The sequence below is a fragment of the Halococcus agarilyticus genome, assembly GCF_000334895.1.
GTDB classification, from domain to species: domain Archaea; phylum Halobacteriota; class Halobacteria; order Halobacteriales; family Halococcaceae; genus Halococcus; species Halococcus agarilyticus.
In genome coordinates, this window is sequence record NZ_BAFM01000034.1 from 1 (window position 1) to 17,652 (window position 17,652).

Consider the following 17,652-nt stretch of genomic DNA (forward strand, 5'->3'; position numbering starts at 1 on the left):
AGTGGCGGACGACGACCTCGAAGCACGCTTCTTCCCGGTGTTCGAGGCGGAGTACGAGCGGGCCGCCGACTTCGCGACGACCATCGGCGACCGCGAGGACCTCGTGAACCGTGACTGGCTCCGCGAGAGCCTCCACCGCCGAAACCCCTATGTCGACCCGCTGAACGTGCTTCAAACTCATCTCCTCGACCGCGAGCACCGGACCGAGACCGAAAAGCGGGCACTGCGTCTGACGGTCAAGGGGATCGCTGCCGGCATGAAGAACACCGGGTAGCGGGCCGCTGTTCGAACGGGAACTCCCTCGGCGGGACAGTGCCTTTTTGTTCTCTCCTGTTCTGGCCCGAGACGATGGCAACGCGAATCGCCGACACGCGATGTGAAACGGGAGAGGGGCCGCTCTGGCATCCCGAACGAGAAATGCTGTACTGGTGTGACATCCCGAACGGGGATCTCTTCGGGTACGACCCGGAGACGGACGAGTACGACCGCGTCCTCGATCACCACGAGGCGATCGGCGGGTACACGATACAGGCCGACGGCTCCCTGCTCCTGTTCACCGATCGGACGGCAGTTCTCCGGTGGGAGCCCGGAGCCGACGGGACCGGTGCGGGTGATCCGGAACCGGTCGTGGACCCGATCGACGGCGAAGGTGACACGCGGTTCAACGACGTCATCGCGGACCCGGCGGGACGGGTCTTCGCCGGGACGATGCCGACGGCGGACCGCCTCGGCTCGCTCTACCGGTACGACACCGACGGGTCGGTGACGGAGGTGGTCGCCGACCTCGACATTCCGAACGGGATGGCGTTCGACGCCGAGCACGAGTCGTTCTACCTCACCGCCTCGGACGAGCACACGATCTACCGGTTCGACTACGACGAGACGTCCGGGGATCTCACCGGCCGGGAGACGTGGGTAGAGACGCCGCCGGACGAGGGCGCGCCGGACGGGATGACGATGGACGACGAGGGGACGATGTGGTCGGCGCGGTGGAACGCCAGCGCTCTCGTCCGGTACGGGAACGACGGCGAGGAGCTCGATCGGGTGTCGTTCCCGGCACGAAAGGTGTCGAGCGTCACGTTCGGCGGGGACGAGTACGGGACGGCGTACGTCACGACCGCCGGTGGCGACGACCGCGAAGGGGAAGGTGACGGTGCGGGTGCGCTCTTCGCCTTCGACCCGGCCGTCCGCGGTCGTCCGGAGCATCGGTCCGATATCCCGATGGAGTGAGGAGTTCCGGCGGAAACCGGGAGCTGTCCGGGCACTATCGACGATCGAGTGGCAAGAGGCCGGGACGACGACCGGGAGCGAGCCTCGGGAGCAGTGTGAGACACACCAAACGTTAATTACGGCGCTCCGCTATGCTTCGCCCATGCGTGGTGCAGTCCTCAAAGAGTACGGTGAGCCGCTCGAAATCGAACGACGGGAGACCCCTGCCATCGCCGACGACGAGGTGCTCGTCGAAACGGAGGCCTGTGGAATCTGCCGGAGTGACTGGCACGGCTGGCAGGGGGACTACGCGTGGCTCGAAGGGGGTGCAGTCACGAAAGGGAACATCTTGGGACACGAGCCGGCTGGTCGGATAATCGAGACCGGCAACGACATCGCGAGTTTCAGCGAGGGGGAGCAAGTGGTCGTGCCGTTCAACATCGTCTGCGGAAAGTGTCGAAAGTGTCGGAATGGAGACGCACACATGTGTGAAAACGTTCTCCACTACGGGTTCAACGATGCGGCCCAGCCCGGTGCGTTCTCGACGCACCTCCGCGTTCCCAACGCGGATTTCAACCTCGCGCGTGTTCCGGACGGCATCAGTGCTCACGAGATGGCTGGCCTCGGCTGTCGGTACGTGACCTCGTATCACGCCATCGCGGATCGTTCCGGGATCCAGGCGGGTGACTGGGTCGTCGTACACGGCTGTGGTGGAATCGGTCTCTCGGTGGTGGACGTGGCGACGGCGCTCGGCGGTAACGTCGTCGCCGTGGATCTGACCGACGACAAACTCTCGATGGCCGAGGAGATGGGAGCCGTCGCGACGATCAACGGTAGCGATGTCGCCGACGTACCCAGCGAGGTTCGGGACATCACGGATGGTGGCGCGCAGATCTCGGTCGACGGACTGGGCGTTCGAACGACCTGTCTGAACTCGATAAACAGCGTCGAGCCGACCGGAACCCACGTTCAGATCGGTATCACTACCTCCGAGGAGGAGGGGCGCATCGATCTCCCGATCGACTACATGCTCCACGCCGAGATCGACTGCATCACCGCGAAGGGGTTCCAGCCCCATCGGTACGACGAGATCTTCAGATTGATGCACAACGACAAGATACACCCGGACGAGCTGGTGACCAAACACGTGGGTCTGGAGGACGTAAACGACCGACTGGAAGCCATGACGGACTTCGAGACCAAAGGTGTGGAAGTCATCACCGAGTTCTGAAACCCGGACGCTCGTCCCGGTACGCGCTTCCGGAGGTATCCGAGACGTCGAGTCGGCACGGAGCGGACGGAACGAAGCCGTCTGGTGGTGATCCGAGGGAAGTCGACGGTCGACGTATCGCAGCCGAGCCGGCGGGTCGTCGCCGTCGCTCGGCTCGCTCGGATACCGGGTGTGTGGGCACGATCGACACCGGCGGTTCCGCCGAACCCGGTCGAACAGCGTGACGGTCGCAACATGTGCTCCGGCGTTCGAGACGACCGGGTGAGTTTTTACCTCCCGGCGCTCAGGTGGAGCGTATGATATCCGGACGAAACCGCCTCGCGTCGACACGGGCGCGCGAGGTGGCGCTCGACTGTGTCGAGGCCGCCATCGATGCCGCCGCACCACGGAACGCGACGCGGTCGACCGTGCGCCGTGAGGGGGAGACGCTTCACGTCGACGGCTCGACGTACGACCTGCGCAGCTACGAGGAGGTGTTCGTCGTCGGTGGCGGCAAGGCGGGCGCTGGGGTGACCCGTGCGCTGGAATCCGTTCTCGGCGAGCGAATCACGGACGGCCTCCTCGTGACCAAGTCCCCGGCGTCGCTGGAGCGAGTCCGGAACGTCGTCGGCGACCACCCGCTGCCGAGCGAGCGGAACGTCGAAGCGACGGCCGAGATGCTCGATCTGGTGAGTGCGGCCGACGAGACCACGCTCGTCCTGTTCGTCCTGACCGGCGGTGCGAGCGCCCTCCTCAGCGCCCCTGCCGGCAACGTGTCCGTGGATGATCTCCGAGACACGACGGAGGGGCTGTTGAACGCCGGCGCACCCATCGACGACACGAACGCCGTCCGGAAGCACCTCTCCGCGACGAAGGGCGGACGGGTCGCCCGCGAGGCGGGGTCTGCAACCGTCGTCGGCCTCCTGCTCTCCGACGTGGTCGGAAACGACCGTTCGACCATCGGCAGCGGACCGACCGTCCCCGACGAGACGACGTACGGCGACGCGCTCGCGGCCCTCGACAGGCACGGCGTCGACGCGCCGGCTACCGTCCGTGCGCACCTCGAAGCGGGCGTCGAGGGCGAGATCGGGGAGACCCCCTTCCCCGACGACCCGGCGTTCGAACGAGTCGAGAACGTCCTCGTCGGGGACAACCGGACGGCGCTCGACGCGGCGGCCGAGACGGCCAGCGAGGCCGGGTTCTCACCGCTCGTTCTCACGTCCCGTCTCCGTGGGGAGGCGCGAGAGGTCGCCAGACCGCTTCTCGCCGTCGCTGAGGAGGCGGCAGCCGTCGGGAGCCCCGTCGAACCGCCCGCGGTCGTGGTGGCCGGGGGTGAGTGTACCGTCTCGGTCACCGGCGAGGGCGGAGCGGGGGGACCGAACCAGGAGCTCGTGCTCTCGGCGGCGCTCGAGGGACTGGGGCGGACCACCGTCGCGGCCGTCGACACGGACGGCGAGGACGGCAGCTCTCCCGTCGCGGGTGCCATCGCCGACGCCGAAACGATCGCGGACCGCGAGCGGGCGAGCGAGCGCCTCGCCGCGAACGACGCGGGCACCTGTCTCGCGGAAGCGGGTGCGACCATCGAAACCGGCCCGACCGGAACGAACGTCAACGACGTTGCCGTCTTCGTCGTTCCCGACGCGAGTACCTGAGTCAGCAGAGCAGATGACGCTGCGCGAGGTGCATCATGAGCAGGACGTGAGACCGTTCGCCGAGCATCGAACCGTCCGGATCATCGAGCACGCACACAACGCGCGGACCGAGGGTTCGCTGTACCACAACGCTCCGGTATCACGGGCAAGACGTCGACGACACCCCGCTCACTGGAATACGGCGGCGTCACTCGTAGTTGTGATAGACGGTCTTCAACCGGGTGTACTTGAGGAGGCCGTACTTGCCGTCCTCACCGCCGAGGCCGGACTCGTCCCAGCCGATGTGGTGAGCCTGCCAGGATTCACCGATGCTGCGGTTGACGTACGTCACGCCGAACTCGAGTTCCTCGCTGAACCGCATCGCGAGCTGGTAGTCGTCGGTGTAGACGTACGAGGAGAGCCCGTAGTCCGAGTCGTTGGCCAGTTCGAGAGCTTCGTCCGCCGAATCGACGCTGATGACCGGGATGACGGGGCCGAAAACCTCGTCGTGGACGATGGCTGCGTCGTGATCGAGACCCTCGATGATCGTCGGTTGGTAGTAGTACCCCTCCCGGTCGGGGCGCTCGCCGCCGGTGACCACGCGGGCCCCCTCTTCGCGAGCGCGCTCCACGGCGCTTTCGGTCTTCGCAACCTGATCGGCACTGACGAGAGGACCGATGTCGGGACTGTCCATCGGATCGCCCAGTTCGAGACCCTCGACCGCGTCGGTGTACGCTTCGACGAACTCATCGACGACGTCGCTGTGAACGTACAGCCGCTCGGCACAGGTACACACCTGGCCGGCGTTCGTCATCCGTGCCGCCACGACGTGATCGACGGCTTCGGCGATGTCGGCGTCCTTCCAGACGATGGCCGGCGCTTTGCCGCCGAGTTCGAGCGCCACCTCTTTCAGATCGTCGGCAGCATCCCGCATGATCGCCTTGCCCGTGTCGACGTGCCCGGTCATCGTCACCATGTCCACCTCGTCGGCAGTAACCAGCTGCTGCCCGACACTGCCCGCACCGGTGACGAGGTTCACCACACCATCCGGAACGTCGAGTTGCTCGTCGATCAACTCGAACAACCGGATCGTCGACAACGGCGTGTACTCGCTCGGCTTGACGACGACGGTGTTACCGGTGACGAGTGCTGGCGCTACCTTTCGGACGAGCACCGCGATGGGGTAGTTCCACGGAATGACACCGGCGACGACTCCGTACGGTTTGCGAAGGAGGTGGACGGACTCGTGGCGCGTATCCCCTGGAAGGGTATCTCCCTCGATGCGCCGATCCCATTCCGCCATGTACTCGACGAGGTCGGCGGCGTGTGGTATCGACTCCCGTGCGTGGTCGAGCGGTTTCCCCTGCTCCTGAACGATTATCTCGGCCAGTTCGTCGACGTTGTCGAGCAGCAAGTCCGCGAGCTCCCGCACCAGCTCACCACGGTCGCGAGCCGGCGTCGCCGCCCACTCTCCGGACGCTCGTTCCACACTTTCGAGGGCCGCGTCGACCTCGTCCTCGCTTGCGGTAGGAACGTCTGCGATGGTCGATTCGGTCGCCGGATCGGTCACCGGAATCGACTCTGAACCCGCCGTGTCGTGCCAGTCGCCGTCGTAGTAGAGGCTGTTCGTGACATCCATGACGGAGACGGACGGCCGCCCTCTGAATAATGATTGCGGATGAAGCATAGATTGACGTGATCCCGTAACGGCCGCCGGAGAGACTGTCCGGCGATTATGTCGGTTCAGTTTCACACTTGCGGCTCGGTCGCCGGAGGGATTTCGACCTGATCGTGATCCGGTTCGATATCGCGTCTCTCGTCCACGCTGCGCAGGAGGAACGCATCTCCCACGGTTCCCGACACGAGTACCGACAGCGGTGATTCGCACCTCGCTCGACGGTGGACCCAAACACTTACTTAGAGTTGCTGAATCGACTTGATCGTGATCGACATCGAAACACGTGATCGGATCGCGTGGATAACGCTGGACCGTCCGGACGTGCTCAACGCGTTCACTGCCGAGGGGTGGCACGATCTCGTCGAGACCGTCGAACACGCAGAGGAGGTGGCTCGGGTCGCCGTCCTTCGCGGCAGCGGCGACGCCTTCTGCGTGGGCGAGGACGTCGAGTGGCTGTCGTCGCTAACGGGCCCCGAGGACGTCGCCGAGTTCGCCGACACTGTGTACGCCGGTTTTCGCGCCATCGAAACGGCGAGCATCCCGGTCGTCGCCGCCGTCGATGGCCCAGCGTACGGCGCTGGGTTCGACCTGGTCGCGGCCACCGATCTCGCCGTCGCCACGACCGAAAGCCGCTTCGCACTCCCGGAGACCCGTCTCGGAGCCTACCCCGGGTACGCGATCGAGCGAATCCCCTCGCTGTGCACTCGAAAGCGCTTCCTCGAGCTCGTCCTCACGGGCGAACCGATCGAGGCCGAAACCGCCCGTGAGTGGGGCCTGATCAATCGCGTCGTCGATCCGACCGAGCTCGAATCCGCAGTCGCGGAGCTGGTCGAAAGCGTCCTCGAATCGCCGCGACGTCCGGTGGGAATCGTCACTCGCCTCGTCGGCAATCGACTGCGGAACGAAGCCGAGCAGGAACGGATGATGGGGCTGTTCACGTCGCTGTTTTTGGCCGACGAGTTCGAAGAGGGCGTCGACGCGTTCGCGGCGGGTCGCGACCCCGAGTGGTAGAGCTGGGGGTTTCTGCGGTCGTCGCGTCCGTCGTGGCGTGCCACCGGTGGACACGAGACAGGTGCCCGGTGCGTTACCGCACAGTGTGTCGGGACGTGCGCTCCGCTCGGCCCGCTCGCCGGCTCAGTGACTACCGCTCGGTGACACCCCGTTCCGCGAGCGACCGGATCCGTGCGTCGTCGTACCCGTGTTCGTGCAGTATCGCTTCGGTGTGTTCGCCAGCAGCCGGGGGCCGTCGCTGGATCTCGGACGGTGACTTCGAAAGCGATCCCGGAGTACCGGTGGTGTGGTACGTCCCTCCGTTCGGGTGGTCGACTTCGACGATTATGTCGTTGTGTTCGACCTGCGGGTCGGCGGCAGCCCCCTCGAAGTCGTTCACGCGAGCCGCCCAGATGTCCTCGGCCAGCAGCTCGTCGAGCAGGTCGTCGGTCTCGCGCTCCCGCGTCCTGTCCTCGATCGTGCGTTTGATCTCGTCGCGCTTCGTGTAGGTCTCCGGCGAGCCGTGGTCGGCGAGGTCGGGCAGCTCCAGAACGCCTGCCAGCGGTTCCATCGGTGTCATGGCGATCGCGACGTGGCCGTCGGCCGTTTCGTAGAGCCCGTAGGGGGCGTCGCTGTACTTCTGTGCGATCCCCTCGTCACTCCGCTCGTAGTCGTGTTCGACGTTCAGCTCGATAGTGAACGCCTGACACTGACTGTCTATCGCGGAGTTCAGAAGGTTGATCTCGACCTTTTGCCCCTCTCCAGTGCGTTCCTGGTGGAAGAGCGCAGCCAGCGTGTTGCTGACGATCTGCATCGCGGAGTGGCCATCGATGACCGGAAACGGAACTGCAGTCGGCGGATCGCCCTTGCGTCCGACGCTCGTGGTGATGCCGCTGACCGCTTGCATCAGGAGGTCCTGTCCGGGCCTGTCGGCGTGTGGCCCGTCGCTCCCGAACCCGGACGCCGACACGTACACGATCTCCGGGTTGATTTCACGGACCGATTCGTAATCGAGATTCAGCCTGTCCATCACGCCCGGTCTGAAGTTCTCCACCACGACGTCCGCCCGTTCGACGATGTCGGTCACGACCTCGTGCCCGACGTCGGCCTTCAGATCGAGCGTGATGGACCGCTTGTTTCTGTTGGCCGAGAGCCAGAACGGGCTCATCCCGTTGATGTCGTGACCCCCGCCAGTCGTCAGTTCACGCGACCACTCCCCGCCAGGTCGTTCGATCTTGAGGACCTCCGCACCCATCTCACCGAGTTTCTGTGTCGCCCACGGCCCCTGATGAGCGGTGGTGAAATCCGCGATCGTGATTCCGTCGAGTGCGCCAGTCATTGCCGGTGATATCCGTTCGTTCGTCCGATACTTGCTTCGGTGAAGTGGAGAGCAGCTCGTTCGAGAGGCGAACCCGTTCTCGGTGTCATCGGATACCGGTCCGACGGATGACCGTATTATACTTTCGCCGATCGACCGGCAGTGTCCGGTCGAAGTACGATCAGTTCTTGGATCGGTGTGTATGAGTCCCCATGGACGTTCACGGAAACGGTTGAGACGCCCTCTAACGAGTGTCGGGGCGACGATCCCACGGGTAGCCACTACCGCCGTCGTGAACCCACCACGGATGCAGGAAAGAAACGGACGAGACGAGTTCGCCGGATTCGGACACCAACCGCCGGATTTATGTCTGGAGGTTGCGAGGCCGGAACGAGAATGTTCCAAAAGACATCAGGAATCGGAACAGTGGTGTGGTTTGGAGCAGGGGATCCGAAGTTCGACGATAGACCTGGATTCGGCCCACATGGGTGCGTTTGCCACACTGATACAGCGCGATGACGACCACATTGCGCCTCCTCGCCAGACCGTTCGATGGATTCGAACGGGCACTCGATCGCCAGATCCAGTCGTTCAAAGCGACTTCCGGGGCCGACATCGAAATCGAACGCGATCATCGCCCGTTGCCGGAGATTCACGGGACGTACGTCGAGAACGAGCGCCTCGCAGAGGGAGAGTACGATCTGTTTCTCTGTCTGAGTGATTGGCTGCCGTCGGCCGTTGAACGGGGACTCGTCGACTCGCTCGACGATCGACTGGAGGCGGATCCGCCGATCGACTGGTCCGAGGGGTGGGCGGAGAGTATGGTCGATCTGGTCACCTACGAGAGGACGACGTATGGAGTCCCGTACCACGACGGACCGGAGGTGTTCTTTTACCGCAACGATCTGTTCGAAAGCGCCGCGGAACAACGCGCGTTCCGGGCGGAGTACGGTCGGTCGCTGACGGTCCCCCGGACGTGGAACCAGTTCCTCGAAGTCGCGGACTTCTTCACCCGGCCCGAGGACGATCTCTGGGGAACCGTCGTTGCTGCTCTCCCCGACGGGCACAACAACGTTTACGATTTTTTGATTCAACTGTGGAGTCGCGGCGGGCAGGTGTTCGACGAGGACCGATCGGTCGCGTTCGACTCGGAAACGGGAGTAGAGGCATTACAGTTCTATCACGATCTCGTCCACGAACACGAGGTGGCACCGCCGGAGTCACTGGACATGGAGAGCGTCGAGTCCGGCCGGTTCTTCGCGGACGGGAACGCCGCGATGATGTGGAACTGGTCGGGATTCGGCGCGATGGCGGAGGACTCGGACTCGGACGTGTTCGGACGGGTCAACTACGGGTTGATACCACGTCTCGGAGCACCGGAGGGACGCCACGCATCTCTGACTGCTCTCTACGGACTCACGATCCCGTCCGCTGCCCGACGACCGGATCTGGCGTACGATTTCATCCGTCACACCGCATCACCGGAGATGGATCTCGTCACGACCGAGGAAGGTGGCTCCGGAACCCGGCTTTCGACCTGGCGCGACCCGAAAATTCAGAAGCAAGAGCCGTTCTATTCGGTGATCGAGGAGGTCAATACGGGTTCGGTAAACACGCTCCCCCAGATATCGGAGTACGTGGAGTTCAACGACATCCTCAATCGCGCCGTCGAACGAGTCGTCGTTGAGCAGTCGGCGACGCCGGAAGAAGCGCTGACCGAGGCCGCGAGGGAAACCAGACGTCTCCTCGAAAGCTGATCGAACGTACCGGGCGCGAAAACATCGGTATCAACCCTGTCGAGAGTCGGTCGTTTCACCACGACCTCACGAACATCGAAGCATCCGGCTGACCCACCGAGGCGTGAGCTTTTTGACTTCGACCTCACTCGGCCAGTACATGGAGCTCAGAGACACCGATCGATACTTCGAGGAGATCGAGCTGGACGAGACGTACACCGCTCACGCTGCCAGAACGATCACCGAGACGGATATCGTCAACTTCGCCGGCCTCTCCGGCGACTTCCACCCATTGCACATGAGCAAACCGATCGGTGAGGATTCGGACTTCGGCGGCCGGATCGCGCATGGCAATCTCGTTTTTTCGATCGCGGAGGCGCTGGTCGCCGATATGAACCCCAAGTCGTTCTCGTACGGGTACGACGAGCTCCGATTCGTCAAGCCCGTTCTCATCGACACGACCCTTACGGTCCACCGCGAAGTGGTCGAAACCGAGGACTACAACGATTCGCTGGGGCGCGTCGTTTACGAGTACGAAGTGACGAACGAAGGGGACGAGACAGTGCTGGTCTGCGAGCACATCACGCTCGTCGAGAAGCAGGCCGCGAGCGAGGACGATGACGGTAGTTGATCGCCTCTACACGAGCGAAGATCACTCTTCGGTTGTCGGTTGCCGGACAGTCTGACTGCCGAAAGTCGCTCCGTGGTGTACTCATCTTCAATAGTGGGCTGTCCCGAACGACCGCTGCTACCAGCTGGTTCGCAGTAGTGTATTCGGATCGAGCAGAAAGACCTCGTATCGCAACCTGGACAGCTGTGTTCGCAAGTGTGCTGTCGAGCCGTCTGCGATACGTCCGTCGGCCTGGAGGGGGGCTTAAGTGCATCGGGAACGCACAACCGAGAATGGGATCAGGCCACCTCGGCTCGGAGCACTTGGAGCGGGCGCTCGACGCGCTGCTCGAACGAGTCGCTCGCTCGCTCGATTCGACCGGAGACGCGTTCCCCTACTTCGCCGACCCCGAGACGGGCGAGTGGGAGACGACGCCCGCCGGAAACTGGTGCGGTGGGCACTGGGTCGGTTTACTGCGATTGGCGGCCGAACACGCCGAGAGGGGGACGGAGTCCGAGCGCTACAGAGTGGCGGCACGCAGCCACACCGAAACCCTCCACGAGTACATGCCACACGAGACGATGTTCTGTGGGATGAACTTCCACTACGCCGGGTTCGCGGGGTTCGACGCCACCGGTGACCGGTCACTGTTCGGCATCGGTCTCGAAGGGGCCGACGCGATGACCGACCTGTACCACGAAGGCGCTCGACAGATCCCGATTGGACAGTTAGAGATAGAGGGCCCCGAACAGTTCCGTGGACCGGACAGCGATCACGGCCCGTCCGGTGACCGTATCGGTGCGGTCGACGACATCTACACCACGTTACCGATCCTCTGGCGTGCCTACGAGGAGACCGGCGACTCCCGGTTCCGCGATGTCGCCGTCTCTCATGCGGATCGACATCTCGACTGGTACCTCCGCGAGGACGGCAGCACCTGGCACCACGCCGTGTTCGATCGCGAGACGGGCGAGCTCGAACGACAGTACAACGAACTCGCACGGTCGGACGACACGTGCTGGGCCCGTGGCCAGGGTTGGAACATCGCCGGACTGGCCCGGGCTTACCGGGAGACGGACGCCGACCGCTATCTCGATGCCCTCGAACGGGCGGTCGAATACCACCGTCGAAACTCGCCGGACGACGGCGTTCCGTACTGGGATTACGCCGCCAGTGGCGACGAGCCACGCGACACGAGCGCGGCAGCGCTGATCGCGTACGGACTCGTCCGCCTGTCGGAGGAGCCATCGACAGCCGCCCTCAGGGACTACGGGCGAACGGTTCTGGACGCGCTGCTCTCCTCGTATCTCGTCACCGACCCCGACGCGGAGAACCGGGGTGCCGTCCTCCAGGGCTGTTTCAACCGGCCCGGTCGGTATGCCGACGACAACGAACTGATCTGGACCGATTATTACGTGGCGAGAGCTGTCTCCGAATCGCTCGATCGCGCATGAACCCCGGATACGACCTCCCCGAACCGGACTCCGATGCGCCCGATCCCTGGAGTGGATTCGAGTGGCAGCTGGGCGAGTCGTACAACATCGCCACCGTCGCCCTCGACGGGACGGAACCTGACCGTCCCGCATTGCGGCACGTGTCGGTCGACGGCGAGCAGCTCACGCTTTCCTACGGCGACCTCACGAGAGCCGTCGACGCGACGGCTGCCGAACTCGCATCGATCGGCGTGGGTCCCGGTGACACGGTCGGCGTCTGCCTCCCCCAGTGTCCGGAGCTCCTCGTGACACACCTCGCTGCGTTCGAGCGCGGCGCGGTCGTCGTTCCCCTCTCGATGCTCCTCGGGGACGACTCACTGTCGTACTCGTTGAAACACAGCGGTGCAGCGGCGCTCGTTGCCGACGAGGAGAGACTCGCCCGATTCGATCTGGATCTCTCGGAGATCACCGTTCTGGCGGTCTCACCCACCGTCAGTGACACACCCCTCGGAGGTCTTTCGGCACACACGACGCTGGGCCGGAACGTCGAGTCGTGCCAGACGGCACCCGACGACCCGGCACTGATCATGTACACGTCCGGGACGACCGGGAAACCCAAGGGTGTCGTGCAGGGCCACCAGTTCCTCGCGGGGTCGCTTCCTGGCTATCAGGCCTGGTTCGAGATGTTCTCACGAGCGGATATGCGGGACGCCCGCGTGTGGACGCCGGCCGAGTGGGCATGGGCTGGCGCGCTGTTCGACGTCGTCTTTCCGACGCTGGCACTCGGCGGCACGGTCGTCTCGCGGGAGCGGCGAAGCGGGTTCGATCCCGACGCTGCTCTCGAACTGATCGAACAGGAACGGGTCACGAACGCGTTTCTGCCCCCGACCGCGCTCGGTCGCATCAAAAATGAAGGGGTTGTCGGGGATTACGATACCGCGTCGCTCGACACCGTTCTGTGCGGTGGCGAGAAGCTACCCGAATCGCTCCACTCTTGGGCAGAAAAGACGCTGGAGATCACGGTCAACGAGTCCTATGGGCAGACGGAGGCGAACGCGTTGATCGGGAACTGTCGGCGCGCGTACTCCGCACGGCTCGGGTCGATGGGTAGACCGTATCCCGGCCACGATATCGTCCTCGTGGACGAAGACGGGACGGAGGTCCCGAACGGCGAGGTGGGTGAGATCGCCGTCCGTCTACCCGATCCGGTCGTCTTTTTGCGGTATCACGGGGACGATCCGGCGACCAGGGCCAAGTTCGATGGCGATCTCTTTCTGACGGGGGACCTCGCGGTTCGTGACGAGGCTGGGTACCTCCGGCATCAGGGGCGAAAGGACGATCTCATCCTGACCTCGGGGTACAGAGTGAGTCCTCACGAAGTGGAAGCCGCGTTGCTGTCACACCCTGACGTCACGGACGCCGTCGTGGGTGGCGTCTCCGACGACGAACGCGGACAGCGGATCACGGCCTACGTCGTCCCCAGTGGGCGGGTTCCCGACGCCGAACGTCTGAGGGAGCACGTACGCGACGAGCTCGGGGCGCACAAGGTTCCCCGAGAGATCGTGATCGTCCAGGAGATCCCCGAAACCAGAACGGGCAAAACCGACCGGGGTGCGCTGTTCGACGAGTGATCCGGCGGTTCGACGACCTGCTCGAACTCGAACGACGAACGGTTCGGGGAGAGCACGACTGGGTCCGAGCAGTACGGGGATCGCTGCACCTACCCCACTCGCTGCAACCACTGCTGGAGTCGAACCACGTGAGTCAGTGGGGGAACGTGCGTCGCTCGAACGCGTCGGCAGCGTCCGCGACCCGCTCGATCTGTTCCGTGGCGAATCCGAGCTCCCGGTAGCTGTCCGCCAGTTCGTTCGGGTCGACGTAGAGATACGGCCCGTCGGTGGCGGCCATTTCGTGCAGCTGATCACGACCGTGTGCCTCGGCCGAGTTCACGTTGACCTCTCGCCACTCGTCGATCCGACTGCGAAGCCGTCGTGTGATCTCCGGTCGCTCGCCGATCAGGTTCTCCCTCAGGTGGGGGTCCTCGGCGAGATCGTGGAGGATCTCCAGCCCCTCGTTCGGCAGTTCGGGGTCGTTGTAGAGCCCCGGAACCGAGAAGACGCCGGGGTGGTGGATCCGGGCGTACATCCAGTCGCCCTCGTAGACCGCCCGGCTGAACGTGTAGATACCGTGGCCACAGACGAGGTACTCACGTCCCTCGAACGGTTCGTTTCGGAGGGCGGCAGTGAACGGTTCGGCGTCCCACCCGCTCGGTGTCTCGACACCGAACAGTTCACAGAGCGTCGGCAGGAGGTCGAACTGGTAGACGAAATCCTCGACGGCACTGCCGGCGCTCTCGGATTCTCCCGGCACGTCCACGATCATCGGCACCCGCTGGCAGGGTGGGTGTGCGAGAGCGTGTTCGGCGTAGATACCGTGCTCGCCCAACGCCTCTCCGTGGTCCGCCGTGACGACGATCGCCGTCTCGTCGCGGATGCCGTGGCGTTCGAGGGTCGACAGCAGTCGCTCGACCTCCGCATCGACCTTTCGGATGCTGGCATCGTATCCGTCGTTGATGTGCTGTGCCTTCTCGGGCGTGTCGATCTCGACGGGCATCGGCCAGTCGCCGTAGTCGATGTACTCCTTCCCGTCCACCTCGTGTTGGCTCGGGCTCGGCCAGAGCGAGCGCGAGCGGACGCCTGTAGCGCCCTCCTGCTCGGCGAGCACCTCCCGATCGATCCACTGCGCTCCGGGGCCGGACTCTCGAACGTCGTCGACGAACTCGTCGATACCGAGGTAGGGATGGTGGACGTCCCAGTAGTTCAGGTGCAACAGCCAGTCGTCCGCGTCGGCGTGGTCGTCGATCCAGGCGGTCGCGGTGTCGGTCACCGTCGCGCCGTTGTCCGTCATGCCCGGTGTGGGCTGGATCGACTCCCGGAAGCTCCCCGAGAAGTGGTAGGCGGAGTGGCGTTTCGAGAAACTGGTGATCGTACTGGTGTTGATACCCGCATCGGAGAGGTGTCTGAAGCTCAACGGCCGATCCGGTGGGTAGTCCCCGCCGTTTCCGCGGCGGGAGTGGAGATCGAGCCACTGGCCCTCGCCCCAGTGTGTCACCGCACCGTGTTTGACCCCGAACCGGGCCGTCGCGAGCGAGGTCCGACTCGGCAGGCACGGGGAGTCGGCGGTGAAACACCGATCGAAGCGAACGCCGTTCTCGGCGATGGCGTCGATGGTCGGGGACGTGTTTCGGCTGTAGCCGTACGTTCCGAGTCGGTCCGGCCGCAACGAGTCGATGTCGACGAGGAGAACGCGCACACGTGCTCAACCGATTCGGTCGGTTATAACTGTTGGTGACTGGCGGAACGAAGAGCGGCGAGAAGACGGTCGTCGAAGCCCAACCGACCTGTTCGCCCGGTTCTCCGGGCAGTTGCCTCCGCAGCCGGAACGCCCGGAAGTCCGACTGTCGCCGTTCCGCTGGACGTCCCGAAGCGCGAAATCGGAGCGTTGATCGCCGCTCACTCGCCGGTGAGAACCCCATCCCACTCCGTCCTCGACGATCGACCTCCCGACCCCTGCGCTCCGCTCAGGGGACGCTGTCCAGTACGGACTCGACGGTCTCCTCGGCGTCGCTTCGGGGGCTGTATTCGAGACCGACGTACCCGTCGTACCCGGTCTCATCGATGGCCTCCAGGACGTTTTCGTAGTTCACCTCGCCCGTTCCCGGCTCGTGGCGGCCGGGGACGTCGGCGATATGGAAGTAGTCGATGAACTCGACGTGCTCGGAGAAGTTCTCGATGACGTTGCCCTCGGTGATCTGCTGGTGATAGACGTCGAACAGCACCCCGACGTTCGGCGAATCCACAGCGTCGACGATCTCGTACGCCTCGTAGGAGGTGTCCAGATAGTAGCCGCCGTGGTCGACCGCACGGTTGAGCGGTTCGACGACGAGGCTCACGCCGGCTTCCTCCGCTTCGGGTGCGACGGCCCGGAGCGTTCGAACGATGGCCCGGTGTTCCGTCCCGGGGGGCAGGTTCCGCTCCGGCCCCACCGTCACGATCATCGTCTCGATGCCGATCTCCGCGGCCATCTCGACGGAGCGTTCGAGATCCGCCACGGACTCCTCGTGGAGGTCGGGGTCCGTCATGGAGGGACCCTCTCCGCCGGAGTTGCCCGCGTGGCCGAAACAGGTCGAGGCGGAGATGGCGAGACCGTGTTCGTCACACGCGGCCCGCAACTCCTCGCGGTCGGTGCTGTCGACACTCCAGTACTCGATGGCGTCCAGCCCCGTCTCGGCGGCCGCAGCGACGGCTTCGCGGGGATCGCTCTCCCCGAAGACGATGTCCGTGTTCGCGCTGATCGTGAACGTCATTCTCGGACTGCTTCGGCCTCGCCGGATTCGAGCGCGCGGTCGACCGCGAGGGTCGTTTCGAACGTCTTGCGGGCGTCGGCGTACGGCGAACGACAGAGCGATTGGTCCTGGGTCCGGACGGCCTCGATGAAGGCATCCATCTCGGGACCCCAGTTCTCGCCGTCGCTCTCGTACTCGATTCGCTCGCCATCGATCCCGCCTTCGATCGAGTCGCTCCAGAGATCGACGTGGAGCGAGAAGCCGTCACCGAGCAGGTGGATCTCGTTGGCTCCTCCCTCCTCGGCCGTGGAGGTAGCTGTAACCGAGCTCACGGTGCCGTCTTCGTGAACCAACGTCGCGGACGTCGAGTCCTCGAAGTCGATGACCTCGGTGTTGACCTGCTGTGCTCCCGCGGCACGGACCGTCTCCACGTCGCCGGCGAAGTGACGCACCAGGTCGTACGTGTGCGTCGCCTGCTCGATCACTTGCCCGCCCGAGAGCTCCTTTCGACACCACCAGTGGTCTTCGTCGCCCGGAACACCGCACCACCAGCGGGCGTCGACCATGGACAGCGTCCGGTCGTCGACGAGCTCCTTCGCTCGTTGCACGGAGTCGGTGTAGCGGGACATGTGGCCCACCTGTGAGATGATGTCGCTCTCGGCGACGGCCGCGGCGTTCTCACGGGCCGTTTCCGATTCGAGCGCCAACGGCTTCTCGACGAAGAGATCGACACCGTGCTCGACGGCCAACCGCTCTTGGTCCTCGTGGGCGAACGGCGGAACGGCGACGATCACTGCGTCGAAGTCGGACCGCTCGTAGAGGTCGCGGTAGTCGGTGAAGACGTCCGCACCGAACGGTTCGGCCGCCTCTTCGGCGACGTCCTCGTCGATGTCACAGATGGCTGTGACTGTCGCGCCGTCGTGCTCCTTGATGTGTTCGAGATGGCGATTCGCGATCCCGCCCGCGCCGATGAACGCAAGTTCGACCGTCATCGATAGTACGCGGTGACGTCTCTCTTATCAACCTGCCGGTTCGGCTCGCGGCACGTCCACGATTCCGGGCCGCGCCGCAGGCCTGGACGTCGTTCGACGACGACCGACGACTCGCGGGGACGGCGGTCCCCGGCGTGCTCTAAAACACCTCGGGCAGGTACTCGGGCGCGTCGTCGTAGGGGTCGGTCGATCCGGTCGCGAGATCGTATATCCGTCCGTGGGTCCGACGGGCGGCGTCGGCCAACGGCTCGTACGGGCGACTGCACACGTCGAGGAAGCCGAAGTTGCAGTTCTCGCCGTCGAAGCGACCGATCGCCGATTCGTCGTACAGGGCGAAGTAGTGAGTGCCGACACACCACGGCTTGGTCGCGGCGTCCTCGACGTAGACGCGGTACGCGTCACCCCGCGACGCCTGGTCGGGGACCCGGCTCACGCCGGTCGCCGGGAGCCCGGCATCGAGCGCACCGAAGTGGAACTCGCCGATGAGGATCGGCGCGTCC

The 17,652-nt window shown here is 64.6% G+C and carries 15 protein-coding genes; 9 read left to right on the plus strand and 6 right to left on the minus strand.

Going from position 1 to position 17,652, the window contains the following annotated elements:
- From TX76_RS16565 to TX76_RS16580, 4 genes are all read left to right on the plus strand, one after another.
- A partial coding sequence (locus TX76_RS16565) for a phosphoenolpyruvate carboxylase (RefSeq protein ID WP_154019135.1) occupies positions 1–274 on the plus strand: 274 nt, incomplete at its 5' end.
- A gap of 74 nt (positions 275–348) precedes the next feature.
- Positions 349–1,230, plus strand: coding sequence for an SMP-30/gluconolactonase/LRE family protein (locus TX76_RS16570; protein ID WP_049904066.1), 882 nt, complete (start codon positions 349–351; stop codon positions 1,228–1,230).
- A 142-nt stretch (positions 1,231–1,372) separates the two neighbouring features.
- Positions 1,373–2,440: an alcohol dehydrogenase catalytic domain-containing protein gene (locus tag TX76_RS16575; RefSeq protein WP_049904068.1), complete on the plus strand. Its 1,068-nt coding sequence runs from the start codon at positions 1,373–1,375 to the stop codon at positions 2,438–2,440.
- A 296-nt stretch (positions 2,441–2,736) separates the two neighbouring features.
- Positions 2,737–4,071 (plus strand): glycerate kinase type-2 family protein, encoded by a 1,335-nt coding sequence (locus TX76_RS16580; protein ID WP_049904071.1) that lies wholly within the window; start codon positions 2,737–2,739, stop codon positions 4,069–4,071.
- Positions 4,072–4,258: 187 nt separating this feature from the next.
- On the opposite strand, the gene aldA is transcribed toward TX76_RS16580, so the two are convergent.
- Positions 4,259–5,689 (minus strand): aldehyde dehydrogenase, encoded by a 1,431-nt coding sequence (aldA, locus tag TX76_RS16585; RefSeq protein ID WP_049904073.1) that lies wholly within the window; start codon positions 5,687–5,689, stop codon positions 4,259–4,261.
- A gap of 303 nt (positions 5,690–5,992) precedes the next feature.
- Here aldA and TX76_RS16590 point away from each other — a divergent pair, with 303 nt between their 5' ends.
- Positions 5,993–6,739, plus strand: coding sequence for an enoyl-CoA hydratase/isomerase family protein (locus TX76_RS16590; RefSeq protein WP_049904076.1), 747 nt, complete (start codon positions 5,993–5,995; stop codon positions 6,737–6,739).
- Between the two features lie 130 nt (positions 6,740–6,869).
- On the opposite strand, the gene TX76_RS16595 is transcribed toward TX76_RS16590, so the two are convergent.
- Positions 6,870–8,057 carry a CaiB/BaiF CoA transferase family protein gene (locus TX76_RS16595; RefSeq protein WP_049904078.1) on the minus strand — a complete coding sequence of 396 codons (1,188 nt, stop codon included), beginning with the start codon at positions 8,055–8,057 and terminating at the stop codon, positions 6,870–6,872.
- 494 nt (positions 8,058–8,551) lie between these two features.
- On the opposite strand from TX76_RS16595, the gene TX76_RS16600 reads away from it, so the two are divergent.
- From TX76_RS16600 to TX76_RS16615, 4 genes are all read left to right on the plus strand, one after another.
- On the plus strand, positions 8,552–9,793 hold the full coding sequence (locus TX76_RS16600; RefSeq protein ID WP_049904082.1) for an ABC transporter substrate-binding protein: 1,242 nt from the start codon (positions 8,552–8,554) through the stop codon (positions 9,791–9,793).
- A gap of 139 nt (positions 9,794–9,932) precedes the next feature.
- Complete coding sequence (locus tag TX76_RS16605; protein WP_049904085.1) at positions 9,933–10,403, plus strand: MaoC family dehydratase; 471 nt, start codon at positions 9,933–9,935, stop codon at positions 10,401–10,403.
- A 272-nt stretch (positions 10,404–10,675) separates the two neighbouring features.
- On the plus strand, positions 10,676–11,836 hold the full coding sequence (locus TX76_RS16610; protein ID WP_049904088.1) for a glycoside hydrolase family 88 protein: 1,161 nt from the start codon (positions 10,676–10,678) through the stop codon (positions 11,834–11,836).
- Complete coding sequence (locus tag TX76_RS16615; RefSeq protein WP_049904090.1) at positions 11,833–13,446, plus strand: acyl-CoA synthetase; 1,614 nt, start codon at positions 11,833–11,835, stop codon at positions 13,444–13,446. The genes TX76_RS16610 and TX76_RS16615 overlap by 4 nt, the downstream gene beginning before the upstream one ends.
- Positions 13,447–13,579: 133 nt before the next feature.
- On the opposite strand, the gene TX76_RS16620 is transcribed toward TX76_RS16615, so the two are convergent.
- The 4 genes from TX76_RS16620 to TX76_RS18215 all read right to left on the minus strand — a co-directional run.
- Entirely contained in the window at positions 13,580–15,127 is a 1,548-nt protein-coding gene (locus TX76_RS16620) for a sulfatase family protein (protein WP_049904092.1), read from the minus strand.
- Positions 15,128–15,395: 268 nt separating this feature from the next.
- A complete protein-coding gene (locus tag TX76_RS16625; RefSeq protein ID WP_049904094.1) occupies positions 15,396–16,181 on the minus strand; it encodes a hydroxypyruvate isomerase family protein in 786 nt (261 codons plus the stop codon).
- Positions 16,178–17,152: a Gfo/Idh/MocA family protein gene (locus TX76_RS16630; protein ID WP_049904095.1), complete on the minus strand. Its 975-nt coding sequence runs from the start codon at positions 17,150–17,152 to the stop codon at positions 16,178–16,180. The genes TX76_RS16625 and TX76_RS16630 overlap by 4 nt, the downstream gene beginning before the upstream one ends.
- Before the next feature lie 139 nt (positions 17,153–17,291).
- Positions 17,292–17,652, minus strand: a 361-nt coding sequence (locus TX76_RS18215; RefSeq protein ID WP_228842424.1) for a hypothetical protein, incomplete at its 5' end; no start/stop codon positions are given.